Origin of the sequence: Pseudomonas sp. S60, assembly GCF_016647865.1 — a bacterium.
In the GTDB taxonomy this organism is placed as follows: domain Bacteria; phylum Pseudomonadota; class Gammaproteobacteria; order Pseudomonadales; family Pseudomonadaceae; genus Aquipseudomonas; species Aquipseudomonas parafulva.
On record NZ_JACVVH010000002.1, the window covers coordinates 184,328 to 196,828 of the forward strand.

Sequence of the window (12,501 nt, forward strand, 5' to 3'; positions counted from 1 at the left end):
CATCCGGGGCCACGCCATGCCAGGCGCCACCCGCTGAAAAAGGACCGATATTCTACACCATCAGCCCGCCACAGCGGCCCGCCGGGCGCGAAATGCCATGGCCAACCACACCGCCGTGACCCCGGCGAACTTGGATGCCATGGCAGTACCTATCACAGCCGGGGTGAGCGCCCCGATCATGCCGAAGAAGATGAACGTGTCCACCGGGATGCTCAGCGCGGAGCTTAGCCACAGGCGATCGCGCAGGGGCCGGCGGGTGACACTGAACACCAGCCAGTCGATCAGCTCGGAAACGAAGAACGCCGTCGCGCGGGCCCGCGCGATGGCCGGCTCGGACGTAGCGTACGACAGTCCCAATGCGGCCAGCATGGCCAGTAGCGCACCATGGCCGAAGCGGGTCTGCACCATGTCGCGCAGGATGAACACCAGCCCGCCCCATGCAGACCAGATGACGTCCAGGTTCGGGGCGCTGGAAAAGGCATAGTTGATCAGCACGACGCTGCTGATGTAGGCGATCAGATAAAGCATGGCGAGTCATCGGTGGGCAAGCCGCACAGATTACCGCTGGCTTGTTCGCGGGTAAACCCGCTCCCACAGGGAATATGGTTTGCTTATTGAGTCACCGCCCGCACGGTAGCGCAGTACGGATTAGTTGATTAAAAAGCCTGTGGAATTAACTGTCTGCCAAATTTCTGAACGCTGGCATCTATCTTGTGGGAGCGGCTTCAGCCGCGAACACCGGCAAAGCCGGTGCCACACACCGCGTTGCCTGCTTCGCGGGTAAACCCGCTCCCACAGTGATTGCGCCAACTTTGAGATCTTGTGGAAGACAGTTGCTCCCTCAGGTATTGCACAGCTCAGAATGCCAGGAAGGCAACGACTAGAGGATAAGCCCGGTCTGCAAGGCACGTTCGTGGCACAGCTTCAGCACTGCGCGCCGCTCGTCGTCGTTCATCCGCCCCCAGCGGCTGATTTCGGCCACGCTGCGCTGGCAGCCGGTGCAGATATCCTGTTCATCCAGCGCGCAGATGTTCACGCACGGTGACGCTACCGGGCGCACCGGGGTGTCATTCATCGTCAACCACCAGCTCCCGTGCATAGCGCTGGGCATTGTGCACGTAGTGCGCCGCACTGGCCTCGAGCATGCGCTTTTGCTGTTCGGTGAGTTCGCGTACCACCTTGCCCGGTGAACCCATCACCAACGAGCCGTCGGGGATCTCCTTGCCCTCGGCAATCAGCGCATTGGCGCCGATGATGCAGTGCTTGCCGATGCGCGCACCATTGAGAATGACTGCATTGATGCCAACCAGGCTGTAATCCCCCACCGTGCAACCATGCAGCATGGCGTTGTGGCCCACCGTAACGCCCTTGCCCAGGGTAAGCGGCGAACCCATATCGGTATGCATCACCGTGCCGTCCTGCACATTGCTGCCCTCACCGATGTCGATCAGCTCGTTGTCGCCACGCAGCACGGCGCCGAACCAGACGCTGGCGTCGGCCTGCAGGCGCACATTGCCGATCAGCGTGGCGTTGGGTGCAGCCCAACTGGTGGGGTGGGTTTCGACCCGCAGGTCGCCCAGGCGGTATTTCATGGTTGTTCCTCAGGCTGGGACGCAGATGGCAGGGTGGGCCCTGCTCGCTTGTCGGGGTAACGCTCGGGCGGGTGATGCAGGCTGATGCCGGCATCGAACAGCAGGTTGACCAGTTCGACGATCATGATCGCCGACAACCCCCAGATCTTGTAGTCACCATAACGGTAGCTGGGCACGTACCAGCTGCGCCCCTGGTAATCGATACGGTGGGTATGGTCGCGAGGGTCCTGGCGGAAAAACTCAAGCGGCACGGTGAATACTGCCGCGATCTCGGCGTCGTTGGCACGGTATTCGACAAAGTCGGGGATAACCCCGACAAACGGGGTCACCTTCAAACCATGCAAGGAAATCAGCGGGCTAAGAGGGCCGAGCACCTCCACCAGCCCGGGTGGCAGGCCGATCTCCTCTTCGGCCTCGCGCAGGGCGGTGAACACCAGGTCCGGGTCTTCCGGGTCGCGGCGGCCACCGGGGAAGGCAACTTCGCCGCCGTGGGTGGACAACCCTTGAGCGCGCAAGGTGAGGACCAGTTCGGGCGCTTCGCTGCGGGTAATGGGCAAGAGCACCGCCGCTTCCGGAAACCGTCGGTCGGTTTCCAGCGTGGCAGGTTGGTGGTTGCTCATTCGGCGAAGTAGCTCGTCCAGCATTGCGTACACTCGTGTCCAAGGCCTGCCCTGCATGATGCACCAAAAGCCGCCAGGCACCCAAGCCCTGCCCGCTTGCGGGCGCCAGGCCGGCACGCCAAGATAGGGGCAAACAAAGGGGCCCCCTATGAATTTCTGCAGTGCATGCGGCCAACCGGTCATCCAGCAGGTACCCGAAGGCGACAGCCGCCTGCGGTATGTCTGCCCCTCCTGCCACACGGTCCACTACCAGAACCCCAACGTGGTGGCCGGCGTGCTGGCCACCTGGGGCAGCCAGGTATTGCTGTGCCGGCGCGCCATCGAACCGCGTCGAGGTTTCTGGACACTGCCGGCAGGCTTCATGGAAAACGGCGAAACCCTCGACCAGGCAGCGCGCCGTGAAACCGTCGAGGAAGCCTGTGCCAGGGTGAAGGACATGGCCTTGTACCAGCTGTTCGACCTGCCGCACATCAACCAGGTGCACGTGTTCTTCCGGGCACAGCTGGCAGACCTGGACGTGGCCACCGGCGCCGAGAGCCTGGAAGTACGGCTGTTCGAAGAGCACGAGATCCCGTGGCAGGCCCTGGCTTTCCGGACCGTGGCGCGCACATTAGAATGCTACTATCGCGACCGCACTGGGCAGCACTTCCCCATTGGCCATGAGTACGTGCCGCCGATGAACCTTGCGTCGTCCTCCACCTAGCTCAGAGCCTTCAGGGATACCGTTACATGCGCTGGTTGCTTGCCTTGTTCTGCCTTTGCGTGACTTCGGTGTCCCAGGCGGCCTATACCGAAACCATCATCCGCAAGCCGGCACCCGCCGCGCAGGCGCTGCCGCGCGCGGCGCAGCCGGTGCAACCATTGATCGACAAGGTGCTGGTGATCAAGTCCGAGCGGCGCCTGCAGCTGATCAGCCGTGGAGAGCCGCTGAAAACCTACCGCATTTCCCTGGGCAAACAGCCTAAAGGCCCGAAAGAGCGCGAGGGCGACAAGAAAACCCCCGAAGGCTTCTACTGGCTGGACTGGCGCAAGCAGAGCGAGCGTTTCAACCTCGCCATGCATATCGACTACCCCAACGTCACCGATGCCGCCCGTGCCCGCCTCGAAGGGGTCAGTGCCGGCAGCATGATCATGATCCACGGTACGCCGATCAACGATGAATACCCGGAATGGTACTTCCACACCCTGGACTGGACCGACGGCTGCATTGCCATGCGCAACCACGACATGCAGGAAGTCTGGAGCCTGGTGCGCGACGGGACCATGATCGAGATTCGGCCTTGATAGAGCGCCATTCGGCGCAGGCTGTAGGAAACCTCCCACCATCTCGCTGGAATCTGCCTGACAATCGCTTAGGCAAGGGACGGCATCCAGGCGAATAGCCCGCCTTTTAGCATCCACGCAGTCGAGTACGGAGCCCGTACTGCAACAGCGGGGTGCTTACAATGCCGAACCACAAACGCCCGAACGCCGGCTGGTTGCTGGCTGCCTGCCTCGCGGTGCTGCTGTGCATGCCCGGGGTTGCCAGCGGCGACACCGCCAGCTGGCAACTGCGGGAACAGCAGCAGAACCTGCGCGACCTGCAGCAGCAACAACGCCTTGAGCGCTGGCAGGGCAAACGCGAACCCAGCGAAACCTCCCCCGGGCCCGCCCCAGCACCTGCCCACCAGCCTTGCTGGGCCATCCGTGGCGTGCAGATTGCAGGCAACCACCAACTGCCAGACACCCTGCTGGCCGACACCGTACGGCGCTCCGTTACGGCGTGCATGGGCCCCGCCGACATCGACCGCCTGCTGCGGGCCCTTACCGGGCAATACGTGGCCGCGGGCTTTCCTGCCAGCCGCCCCTACCTGGCGCAAACGCCGCGCAGCGGTGCGCCCCTGCATATCGGTGTGGTGGAGGGCTTTGTCGAGTCCATCGAGCTCGCCGGCCCTGAATTGCCGCTGTCGTTGTCCAGTGCCTTCCCCGACATGCTTGGCCAGCCCCTGTACCTGCCCCAGCTGGAACAAGGGCTGGACCAGCTCAACCGCCTGCGGGCCTACGACCTGGGTGCGGATTTGCTGCCCGGCACATTGCCAGGCGCGACACGGGTGGTGGTGCAGCCGCGCAAAGTGGCATCACCCTGGCACCTGGACAACCGCTTCGATAACCGTGGCAGCGACCAGACCGGCCGCCATCGCCTGACCACGGGCCTGGGGCTGGACAGCCCGCTGGGCCTGAATGACGACCTGCGTGTCTCCCTCAGCCGCACAGTCTTCGGGGCGCCCGGCTACAGCCAGGGCCTGACGCTGTACTACAGCATCCCCTACGGCCCCTGGACCTTCGCCATGAGTGCCAGCCGGCTGCGCTACAAGGCCCCCCTACCGGGTAGCCACCAAGTGGCCGATGGCAGCAGCCGCTACCGCAGCCTGAGTGCCGAACGGGTGCTGTGGCGCGGCCCGCGCGGCATGCTCAGCGCCAGCGCCCGGGTGGACCGCAAGCAACTGATCAACCGCAGTGCCGGCGCGGTCATCGTGCAGCAAAGCCCGACGCTGACCACGCTGGAGGCTGGGCTCAACCTGCTGTGGCTTGATCAGGGGCTTTGGAACGCCTACCTGGGTGTTGCCCAGGGTATCGGTGCATTCGGTGCCGACCGCTCGCCAATCGGCGTTCAGCGCCTGCGCCCAGACTTTCGCAAGTACCGCGCCAACCTGCTGCACCTGCGCCAGGGCCCGGCCGAGTGGCCTTGGCGCTGGCAAAGTGAAGTGGCGCTGCAGTACAGCGACGACGCCTTGCCTGCCGTCGAGCAGTTGCTGGCCAGTGACGACACCGCCGTGCGCGGGTTCCGCCTGCGCACCTATTCCGGCAGCAGCAGCGCTGTGTGGCGCAACACCGTCAGCCAGGCCCTGCCCCACGCCTTCAACCAAGCCCTGCAGATACGCCCCTATCTAGGCGTGGACCTGGGCTGGGCCCGCACCCTGCCCGGCTCATCGCCCCAGCGCCTGGCCGGGGCCGCCGCAGGCGTCGAGCTGAGCCTGCCCGGGAGCCGGCTGCGCCTGGACTACCAACGTGCGCTGCATGCCAGCGACTTGCCTGGCCGACGCCTGGAACCTGGGTTCTGGGTGCTGGACTGGGCCCTGACAATCTGATTCACCCACAACAATGAGAACAAAAACATGAAAACACCCTCGCCCCACTGCATCCGCCCAGACACCTTGCGCTGGGCCATATTCCTGGTGGTACTCGGCTCTGCCAGCGCCCTGGCCCAGGGCGGCCTGGAAGCTGCAAGCGGCCCTGGCGGAACACCAGTGATCAACCAAGGCCATGGGGTGCCAGTGATCGAGATCGTGCCACCCAATGCCAGCGGGCTGTCGCACAACCAGTTCAGCGACTACAACGTGGGCAACGCCGGGCTGGTACTGAACAACGCCACCGCCCCCGGGCAATCGCAGCTGGCGGGCGCCCTGGCTGCCAACCCGCAGTTCCAGGGCCAGGCGGCCTCGACCATCCTCAACGAAGTGATCAGCCGCAACGCCTCGCTGATCGAAGGGCCGCAGGAGGTGTTCGGCCACCGCGCCGATTACCTGCTGGCCAACCCCAACGGCATCACCCTCAATGGTGGCAGCTTCATCAACACCACCCGCGCGGGGTTCCTGGTGGGCACGCCTGAAATCGAGCAGCAGCAGTTGAAGTACCTCGACACCCTGGGTGCCAGCGGCAGCCTGCGGGTACTGGGCGGGGGCCAGAGCAACCGTGACGGCGCCCTGGACCTGATCGCCCCGCGCATCGACAGCCAGGGCCTGCTGAACGCCGGCACCGACCTGGGTATCACTGCCGGGCGCAACCGCATCGACCGCAGCACTGGCGATATCGTCCAGCACCTGCCCGGCACCCCGTCCAGCATCGATGCCAGCCTGTTCGGCGCCATGCAGGCCGGGCGCATCCGCGTGGTCAGCACTGCAGAGGGCGCGGGGGTGCGGGTGCAGGCGCCACGAGTCGAAGCCACAGAAGGCGTGCAGATCCAGTCAGCCGGTAATCTGCAGGTCAGCGGCACTGCCAGCAGCCCTGCCCTGCTGCACAGTGCGCAAGGCACGCTGAAGCTGACCGCCAGCGATGACCTGACCCTGGCGGCACTGGAAGCGAAGGCCCAGCACATCGAAGCACGGGCAGGCAAAAAGCTGACACTCGACGCCCAGGCCCTGGAGCGCGTGACCCGGGACACTGACAACTGGAACAAGCAGTTTCTTTTCGTCACCCGCGAAACCTACAGCCGCAACACCACCACCACCGACGTCAAACAACAGGGTACCCGGCTGCAGGCCGATGACAGCCTGGCCCTGCAATCGGGCGGCGACCTGCGCATGACTGCCGCCCAGCTACAGGCCGGCAACGGGCTGCGCATCGACAGCGGCGGCAACCTGGAGGTGCTTGCCGGTATTGATAGCCAGCGGGTGGAGGAACAGATACGCCACCGCAAGGACCTCTGGCGCGGCGACAGCGACACCGACACCTATACGCAAAACGCGCAAGGCAGCACGCTGGACGCCGGGGAGATGACCCTTAACGCCGCCGGCAAGCTCAACGTGCAGGGCAGCAGCCTGCACAGCCGCGGCGACTTGGCGATCACCGCCAGCCAGGCGAACGTGGCCACTGCGCAATTGCAGGATCGGGGAACCCGACGGGATTACCGCGGCGACCTGGTGTCTGGCACGTTCTTCGGCGACCGCAAAGGCAATGACAGTGACGGCAAGCGGGTTGCCGGTAGCAGCATCACCAGTGACGGCGCGCTCAGCATCAGCGCAGACACCGTTACCATCAAGGGCAGCAAGGTATTCGGCCAGCAGGGCGCCACGCTCTACAGCCAGCAAGGCGCCCTGGCGATCGAGGCAGACCGGGACACCCACACCCGCACCGACCATAATCGCGACAGCAAACTGTTCGGCCTGATCGCCAGCGAAGGCAACAGCACCGAGCGTAAGGAACAGGTGCTGAGCAGCGATGTGGGTTCTGCCACCAATCTGCGCCTGGCCAGTGCAGAAGAACTGCGAATTCAAGGCTCCAAGGTCGAGGCCGGGCAACACCTTGGCATCGAGGCCAAGGGCGACCTGGTGGTCGACAGCGTGCAAACCGTCGATGAAAGCGAAACCCGTACCCAGCAACGCGGCTTCAGTGGCCATGCCCGCGAAACCCAGGCAGCGCACGGCGACAAGCCGGGTTCGCGGCAGTACACCGCCGGCCTGGGCTATGAGGTGAACACCAGCACCGGCCAGCACCGGGAAACCCATCAGGTAGGCAGCGAACTCAAGGGGGCGTCAGTCAGCCTGGGTAGCGGTGCACAGTTGCACGTCAATGGCTCCAAGGTCACCGCCACCACCGGGGACCTGGAAGCCAACGCCCAGAGAATTGTATTGGGCGCCACCCATGACAGCCAGGACACCACCCGCACCGACACCCAGAGCGGCGGCAGCCTCGCCGTAAGCGGTGGTATCGACCGCCTGGGCAGCCAGTTCAATGGCTATCACAACCGCAGCGACGAGCACGAGCAGCAAACCCAGGTGCAGCACAGCGAGCTGCAGGCCGGCGGCAACCTGCGCCTGCACAGCGATACGCTGGTGACCGAGGCCGCACGGGTGAAGGCTGGCAACACGTTGGACGTTACCGCAAAACAGATCGAGAACCGCGCCGTGTACGATACCTATGAACACGAAAAAAACCGCAACGACTGGTCTGCCAGCCTGGGCGCAAGCCTGGAGTACCGCGACCTGACCCGCCCCATCGAACGGCTGGTGCTGGGCCAGGAAGCTGCCCGCTTCCAGCAGGCTTCCCCGGAAGATGCCATGGTCGCCCCCAGCATCGGCGCGGACATGACAGTCGAACACCTCAAGCACCTGGAAAACCAACGCCGTGGCTTCGCCCAGGTCAGCACGTTTTCCGGTGCCGACGTGCAGGTCAAGGCCGACAGCCTGATGGATCAAGGCACGCGTTGGCAGGCGGACACCGGCACCTTGCAGATCCAGGCGCAACAGCACCACATGACAGCAGCCGCCAACACCGAGCAGCGCAGCGAGCAACGCCTGAACTTCGCCGGGGATGCCCGCGTGGACACCAGCAGCGGCAAGGACGTGAATGTACGGATAGCGGGTAACGGTGGGTCGCTGGCCCAGCAGAGCACGGCCAGCACGGCGGTGGCCGGCAGCCTGTATGGCAAGCAGGGTATCCAGGTGCAGCTTGGCAGCGATGGCCGCTACGAGGGCACGCGCCTGGATGGCGGCAGCGGCGACGTCCGTATTCACAGCCAGGGTACATTGGCCTTTACCCAAGCCACTGACACCGCCCAACAGCAGTCGCGCCAGCTGGATGGCAATGCCTGGGTCAAGGTTGGCAACCGCCCTGGCAGCACCGGCATCGACGGCCGCGGCTACCTCGACCACGCCAGCCAGCAGCGTACGCAAAGCACAGCCCAGGTTGGCCAGATCGACAGCCAGGGCGAGGTGCGCCTGACCAGCCAGGGCGACCTGCTGCTCGAAGGCACGCGCATCGGCAGCCGCGAGGCCCCGACCGGCGACATCACCCTGCACAGCGGTGGCCTGCTGCAGGTGAAGGCCGCAAGCAGCACTCGGCAGGCCAGCGGTAGCAGCCTGGGCGGAGGCCTGGAGCTGGCGTTGAAAACCGGCACCAGCAAAGGCGGTGCCATCGGCGGCCATTTCAGCCATGGCAAGCAGCAGGAGGATGTGCGCGAGGCTGTGGATGCGTGTTTTACAAGCAGCGGTAAGCTCAGCGTGGGCAGCACGGCACGCGAAGAGGTTGCCGTAAACGTCCAGGGCCTGCAGGCCAGCGCCCAGCACATCGCCCTGGATGCGGCCAACGGCGGTATCCGGCTAGAGGCTTCGTCCAACCAGGATGTGCGCGACAACCTGCACGTCACCGCAGGTGCTGGCTTCAATAGCAGCACCGGCAACCTGGACACCCGAGGTTTGCACGGCCGGGTCAAGGTCGACCTGGACAAGCGCGACAACCTGACCTGGAACGCCAGCAACCTGCGTGCCGACCACATCAGCCTGAACAGCCGGGGTAACGCTGAGCTTCAGGGCGTGAGCCTGGAGGCCGGGAAAATCGACGGCACGATCGAAGGCGACCTGCGCGTTGCCAGCCTCAAGGACAGCGTAAACACCCTCAGCATCAAGGGCGACGCCAGGCTCAGCCACGAAAAGAACCCGCAGGGGTATGTGAATGCCGCCACCTCGCTGGCGGGGCCTTTTGGCAGCAAAGTGTCCGAGAAGGCGGGCTCGGCACTGGGCAAGGTGGACCCGGGTTTATCGCCTACCCTGCGCCTGGATGTTTCCCACGCGCAACATGACACCGTCGGCCAGCAGGCGGTACTCAAAGGCAGCGAAGGCATAGCGTTGAATGTGGGGGGTAATGCCCACCTGGTCGGCGCCCGGTTGCAGTCAGCCCGGGGCGACGTGCGGCTCGACGCGGCTGCGGTTACCCAGGAAACGTTGAATGGCAGTGACTATCGCCGAGATGTCTCGGTGGATGCTTCCAATTCCCCGGTAGACCTGGGCACCGCCCTGGCCGATATCGCCAAGGGCAAAGGGGCTGCCGCAGGGGAGGCTCCCCTGGACCTCGGGTTGCTGCGCACCAGTGGGCACAACCGCAGCGAGCAATGGGCCTCCAGCATTAGTGGGAAGTAATGTGCGGTAGGCGCTAGCAGCGCGGGCGATGGGGGCCAGCGCCCCCATCGACTTCAGCGCGGACCTGCCGACTACGGCTGTCCCTTTAACAAACCTGAAACCCGGACGTCACATTCACGCACTAGAGTGCGGTCTGGTTCAACTCAGCCATAAAAAGGACACCTTGATGAGTCGTGACACCGGCGACAACCTGGACAGGAACCACAGCACCAACCTGCCGATGGCCACGGTCATGGATGCCTACCTGAGCCGCCGCACCGTGATACGCGGCAGCCTGGCCGCCGCTGTCGCCCTGATTGCCGGCACTGGCCTGGCCGGGTGCCTGGGGGGGGACCGCCCCGGCAGCGCACCGTCATCCGGCAAACCTGTACAACCCAAGTTGTCACTGGGCTTCCAGTCCATCCCTGGCTCACGCACCGACGCCTGCACCATCGCCCCTGGCTACACCGCCTACGTGCTGGCCCCCTGGGGCACACCGCTCAACCACGCGGCCAACCCCTGGAAAGCGGACGGCAGCAACACTTCGCACGACCAGGCCAATGCCATGGGCATGCACCACGATGGCATGCATTTCTTCCCGATCAATGGCAGCTCGGACGATGGCCTGCTGGCAGTCAACTTCGAGTACATCGACACCGCCGCCCTGCACCCCGCCGGCCCCACCAAGGACGCCCACGGCAAACGCCCGGCCGAAGAGGTACGCAAGGAGATCAACGCCCACGGGGCGGGCGTGGTACGCCTGAAGAAAACCCAGGGCCGCTGGCAGGTGGTGGACAACGACCCATTGAACCGGCGCTTCACTACGGCTTCGCGCATGCAGATCAGCGGGCCGATGCGCGGCAGCGCTCACGTACGCACCCCGTACTCCCCCGCCGGTACCCATTGCCGCGGCACCAACAACAACTGCGGTAACGGCTACACACCATGGGGCACCTACCTGACCTGCGAAGAGAACTGGCCGGGCATCTTCGTCAACAAGGGCACGCGCCCTGAAGACCAGCGCCGCATCGGCGTTGGCACCAGCGGCGGCCAGTACGGTTGGGAAACCGCCGCCGGTGACCGCACCGAGGTTGACGGCGAATTCGCCCGTTTCGACATCACCCCCAAAGCCGCCAGCGCCAACGGCGACTACCGCAACGAGGCCAGTACCTTCGGTTACATCGTCGAGATCGACCCTTACAACAGCAGTACCCTGGCCACCAAGCGTACCGCCCTCGGCCGCTTCCGCCACGAAGGCTGCTGTCCGGGCCTGGCCGTGGCGGGTAAACCGTTGGTCTGGTACATGGGTGACGATTCCAACAATGAGTACCTGTACAAGTGGGTATCCAGTGCCGTCTGGGACCCTGCCGACGCCAACCCGACGGATCGCCTGGCCACCGGCAACAAATACCTCGACCACGGCAAGCTGTACGTAGCCCGCTTCGATGCCGACGGCACCGGGGTGTGGCTGTTGCTGGACCCCTCCACCGTGACCACCAGTGGTAGTACCCTGGGCGCGTTGTATGGCGACCTGCCGGGCATCATCCTCAACACGCGCGGCGCCGGCGATGCGGTGGGTGCAACGCCGATGGACCGGCCGGAATGGACCGCCGTCAACCCGCTCAATGGCGATGCCTACCTGACCCTGACCAACAACAGCGTTCGCACGCCGGCCCAGGCCGACGCAGCCAACCCACGCGGCCCAAACCGGCATGGCCATATCATCCGCTGGCACGACAGCAGCGACCATGCCAGCTTCACCTGGGACATCTTCGTGTTCGGGGCCAATGCTGGCGGCAACGCCGACATCAACCGCTCCGGCCTGACCGAGCTTAACCAGTTCGCCAGCCCTGACGGCATGAGTTTCGATAGCCGGGGCGTGCTGTGGTTCGAGACGGACAACAGCGAGGCCACGATCACGGATTACACCAACGACCAGCTACTGGCGGTGATCCCCACGCAACTGGTGGACGACAATGGCAAGCAGGTGCCGGTGAGTGCACACAACCAGGCCGACTTGCGGCGGTTCTTTGTGGGGCCTAATGATTGCGAGGTGACGGGGATTACCTTCACGCCGGACAACAAGACGCTGTTCATCAACATTCAGCACCCGGGGAACTGGCCTTCGACTGACAAAGCCACCGATGCGACACCTCAGGGCACTCGGGTTCGCCCTAGGTCTTCGACGGTGGTGATTCAACGTGATGACGGCGGGGAGATTGGTACTGCCTGAGATGCGTTCAGTGGGGGCGCGCGCATCACGTGAACATTCATTAGCGCAGGTGGCGCTTAGTCACCTTTCCGCTCTTACGGCGGGTTACTTGGGTCTTGGCCAAAGTAACTCGCCGTAAGAGCGAAAAGGTGAATAAGGGCCACCATCGCACATGGACTATGCTTGCCATGAAAACCCACGAACAGCAAACAACTTCAAACCTAAACTTCAAACTTCAAACTTCAAAATTCAAACTTACAGAGTGTGGGCGGACACACTGAGCAGACATTCTTTTACGCAAGTGGCGCTCAATCACCCTTCCGCCCTTACGGCGGGTCCCTCTTTGTCTTGGCAAAAAGGAACCAAAAACCGCCCGCTCCCGTCATCCGGCCCCTACGCTGCGCTTCGGGGTTCCCTCACTACGG

The 12,501-nt window shown here is 64.3% G+C and carries 9 protein-coding genes; 5 read left to right on the plus strand and 4 right to left on the minus strand.

Going from position 1 to position 12,501, the window contains the following annotated elements; all coding sequences use genetic code 11:
- Positions 1–60: 60 nt before the first annotated feature.
- The 4 genes from IAE33_RS01860 to IAE33_RS01875 all read right to left on the minus strand — a co-directional run bounded on the left by IAE33_RS01860 (position 61) and on the right by IAE33_RS01875 (position 2,236).
- The gene (locus IAE33_RS01860) at positions 61–528 is read right to left on the minus strand and encodes a preQ0 transporter (protein ID WP_201161866.1); all 468 of its coding nucleotides are present in this window, start codon (positions 526–528) and stop codon (positions 61–63) included.
- Between the two features lie 352 nt (positions 529–880).
- Positions 881–1,075 carry a DUF1289 domain-containing protein gene (locus IAE33_RS01865; protein ID WP_028634838.1) on the minus strand — a complete coding sequence of 65 codons (195 nt, stop codon included), beginning with the start codon at positions 1,073–1,075 and terminating at the stop codon, positions 881–883.
- Positions 1,068–1,592, minus strand: a complete 525-nt coding sequence (locus IAE33_RS01870; protein ID WP_201161867.1) for a gamma carbonic anhydrase family protein — start codon at positions 1,590–1,592, stop codon at positions 1,068–1,070. The genes IAE33_RS01865 and IAE33_RS01870 overlap by 8 nt, the downstream gene beginning before the upstream one ends.
- On the minus strand, positions 1,589–2,236 hold the full coding sequence (locus tag IAE33_RS01875; RefSeq protein ID WP_201161868.1) for a CoA pyrophosphatase: 648 nt from the start codon (positions 2,234–2,236) through the stop codon (positions 1,589–1,591). Before IAE33_RS01875 ends, IAE33_RS01870 begins: the two co-directional genes overlap by 4 nt.
- A gap of 124 nt (positions 2,237–2,360) precedes the next feature.
- On the opposite strand from IAE33_RS01875, the gene IAE33_RS01880 reads away from it, so the two are divergent.
- The 5 genes from IAE33_RS01880 to IAE33_RS01900 all read left to right on the plus strand — a co-directional run bounded on the left by IAE33_RS01880 (position 2,361) and on the right by IAE33_RS01900 (position 12,097).
- Positions 2,361–2,915, plus strand: a complete 555-nt coding sequence (locus IAE33_RS01880) for an NUDIX hydrolase (protein WP_201161869.1) — start codon at positions 2,361–2,363, stop codon at positions 2,913–2,915.
- A 26-nt stretch (positions 2,916–2,941) separates the two neighbouring features.
- Entirely contained in the window at positions 2,942–3,496 is a 555-nt protein-coding gene (locus tag IAE33_RS01885) for a L,D-transpeptidase family protein (RefSeq protein WP_201161870.1), read from the plus strand.
- Positions 3,497–3,657: 161 nt separating this feature from the next.
- Positions 3,658–5,340, plus strand: coding sequence for a ShlB/FhaC/HecB family hemolysin secretion/activation protein (locus IAE33_RS01890; RefSeq protein ID WP_201161871.1), 1,683 nt, complete (start codon positions 3,658–3,660; stop codon positions 5,338–5,340).
- A gap of 27 nt (positions 5,341–5,367) precedes the next feature.
- On the plus strand, positions 5,368–9,885 hold the full coding sequence (locus IAE33_RS01895; protein ID WP_201161872.1) for a hemagglutinin repeat-containing protein: 4,518 nt from the start codon (positions 5,368–5,370) through the stop codon (positions 9,883–9,885).
- A gap of 166 nt (positions 9,886–10,051) precedes the next feature.
- Positions 10,052–12,097, plus strand: a complete 2,046-nt coding sequence (locus IAE33_RS01900; RefSeq protein ID WP_201161873.1) for a PhoX family protein — start codon at positions 10,052–10,054, stop codon at positions 12,095–12,097.
- The last annotated feature ends 404 nt before the right edge of the window (positions 12,098–12,501 follow it).

Excerpts from the sequence above, each read along its gene's own strand:
- IAE33_RS01870 (WP_201161867.1), bottom strand. The coding sequence starts at position 1,592 with ATGAAATACCGCCTGGGCGACCTGCGGGTCGAAACCCACCCCACCAGT.
- IAE33_RS01900 (WP_201161873.1), top strand. The coding sequence starts at position 10,052 with ATGAGTCGTGACACCGGCGACAACCTGGACAGGAACCACAGCACCAAC.
- IAE33_RS01865 (WP_028634838.1), bottom strand. The coding sequence starts at position 1,075 with ATGAATGACACCCCGGTGCGCCCGGTAGCGTCACCGTGCGTGAACATC.
- IAE33_RS01860 (WP_201161866.1), bottom strand. The coding sequence starts at position 528 with ATGCTTTATCTGATCGCCTACATCAGCAGCGTCGTGCTGATCAACTAT.
- IAE33_RS01875 (WP_201161868.1), bottom strand. The coding sequence starts at position 2,236 with ATGCTGGACGAGCTACTTCGCCGAATGAGCAACCACCAACCTGCCACG.
- IAE33_RS01895 (WP_201161872.1), top strand. The coding sequence starts at position 5,368 with ATGAAAACACCCTCGCCCCACTGCATCCGCCCAGACACCTTGCGCTGG.
- IAE33_RS01880 (WP_201161869.1), top strand. The coding sequence starts at position 2,361 with ATGAATTTCTGCAGTGCATGCGGCCAACCGGTCATCCAGCAGGTACCC.
- IAE33_RS01890 (WP_201161871.1), top strand. The coding sequence starts at position 3,658 with ATGCCGAACCACAAACGCCCGAACGCCGGCTGGTTGCTGGCTGCCTGC.
- IAE33_RS01885 (WP_201161870.1), top strand. The coding sequence starts at position 2,942 with ATGCGCTGGTTGCTTGCCTTGTTCTGCCTTTGCGTGACTTCGGTGTCC.